The sequence below is a fragment of the Streptomyces sp. NRRL S-378 genome (assembly GCF_000720645.1).
GTDB lineage: Bacteria > Actinomycetota > Actinomycetes > Streptomycetales > Streptomycetaceae > Streptomyces.
Window position 1 is genome coordinate 1 of sequence record NZ_JOBX01000162.1, and the last position, 2,066, is coordinate 2,066.

Consider the following 2,066-nt stretch of genomic DNA (forward strand, 5'->3'; position numbering starts at 1 on the left):
CGATATTGCCTCTTGTCTCGTGGGCTCGGAGATGTGTATAAGAGACAGGCCGCGAACTGCTCGAACGTTTCGTGGCCGATCGCGTGGGACGGGGTGAGGTGGCCGCCGCGGCGGAAGGCCGCGTAGGCCTTGCCCGGCAGGGGGAGCGGGAGGACGCGGCGGTTGCGGCCCGTCGCCCGCAGGTGGACGCGGGCCAGCTCCGGCAGGCTGCGGACCTGCGGGCCGCCCATGTCCGGGACGCGGCCCGACGGGGTCGGGACCGCCAGCTCCGCCATGCGGTCCGCTACCTCGCCGACGGCGATCGGCTGCACCGGTACGCCCTTCGGGACCGGCACGACGGGGAGCTTCGCCAGGGCGTCCGTCAGCATCGCCACGAGGTCGTGGAACTGCGTCGTACGCAGGATCGTCAGGCCCAGCCCGGACGCCTCCAGCAGCCGCTCCACCCGGAACTTGCGCCGGTAGTAGCCGAGCGGGACCACGTCCACCCCGACGATCGAGATGTAGACGATGTTCCCGACGGTACCGGCCCGCCGGGCAGCCTCGATGAGGTGCCCGGCAGCCACGTCGTCGCCCTTGCCCGCTCCGCGCGTGTTGCTCGCGCAGTGCACGACCACCTCCGCGCCCGCCAGCGCCGCGTCCAGTCCGGTGCCGTCCCGGAGGTCGACGGGATGGTCCGGGGCGTGCCGGCTCAGCACGCGGACCTCGTGCCCGGCCGCCCGCAGCCGTTCGGTGACGAGCGAGCCGAGCGTTCCGGTACCTCCGGTGACGACGATGGTGCCCATGGCGCGGGTCCTTCCCTGGTGCGGTGAGAGGGGTGTTCACCAGCCGGGACCGGACAGCCGTCAGGAATGTGACAGCTGCCGCCGGAGGAACTCCAGCTTCTCCGGGTTGACCACCGTGCTGATGCCGCTGACCAGCCCATTCTCGAATTCGACCAGCAGGACCGCCACCTCGCCGAAGAGCAGCGCGGGCGTCCCGTTGACCTCTGCGATGCTGACCGGCACCCCGGCCACGTACTTCGCCATGGCGCCCAGCGCGAAGCGGGCGACGTTGTCGCGGCCCAGGATCGGCCGCCGCGCCGCGTTGACCACGCCGCCCCCGTCCGACACGTACCGCACGTCGGCCGCCAGCACCCCCTCCAGCTGGGTCAGGTCCCCGCTGCGCGCCGCCGTCAGGAAGCTCTCCACGAGGCCCTGCCAGTGTTCGGGGTCGGCGGAGAACCGCTTCGCCCGGGTGTCCGCCCGATCGGCCCCCACCCGGCCTGCCGCACGCCGGTAGACCTGGCGGCAGTTGGCCTCGGTGAGGTCCAGGAGGCCGGAGATCTCCCGGTGGCTGTAGGCGAAGGCCTCGCGCAGGACGTACACGGCGCGCTCGACCGGGGTGAGCTGCTCCAGCAGCAGGAGCAGGGCCACGGACACGCTGTCGCGCTGCTCCGCGGTCTCGAGCGGGCCGAGGGCGCCGTCCCCGGTGAGGACGGGTTCCGGGAGCCAGGGGCCGATGTAACTCTCGCGCCTGGCGCGCGCCGAGGTGAGGCTGTTGAGGCAGAGGTTGGTGACGACCTTGGCCAGCCAGGCCCCCGGGTTCTCGATGCCGGAACGGTCCGCGCCGTCCCAGCGCAGGTAGGCGTCCTGCACGATGTCCTCGGCCTCCGCGGCGGAGCCGAGCATGCGGTAGGCGATGCCGAACATCCGGGGCCGGTGTTGCTCGAATTCCGCTACGGGCGCGGTGACATGTGTGATCACCCGGCCAGCCTACGAGGGCCTGCCGGGCGGGAACGTGCGAGGACCCGGTGGCCGCCGGGCCACCGGGTCCTCACGTGTGTTCGCCGTCAGGGCGGTCCGGTCAGCAGGCGCCCTGGTCCTTCCAGACGCCCCACTCGCCGGTGGTGCCGGGCTCCTCGTTCTGCGTCCACCACTGGGCCTTCCAGGTGTGGCCCTTGTGGGAGACGAGGTTGCCGCTGTTGTAGACGGTGCCCGCCACGTACGCCGGGCTGGTGCAGGTGCCGCCCGGAGGGGTGGTCGGGGGCGTGGTCGGCGGGGTCGTGGGCGGGGTGGTCGGGGGAGTGG

The 2,066-nt window shown here is 72.5% G+C and carries 3 protein-coding genes; all 3 read right to left on the reverse strand.

The window, feature by feature from the left end:
* Positions 1-782, reverse strand: a 782-nt coding sequence (locus IH80_RS0138270; protein ID WP_063757391.1) for an SDR family oxidoreductase, incomplete at its 3' end; no start/stop codon positions are given.
* A 60-nt stretch (positions 783-842) separates the two neighbouring features.
* Positions 843-1,742, reverse strand: a complete 900-nt coding sequence (locus IH80_RS0138275; protein WP_234432542.1) for an RNA polymerase sigma-70 factor — start codon at positions 1,740-1,742, stop codon at positions 843-845.
* Between the two features lie 100 nt (positions 1,743-1,842).
* Positions 1,843-2,066 (reverse strand): carbohydrate-binding protein (locus IH80_RS0138280; RefSeq protein ID WP_030966533.1); only part of this gene is annotated, 224 nt, incomplete at its 5' end.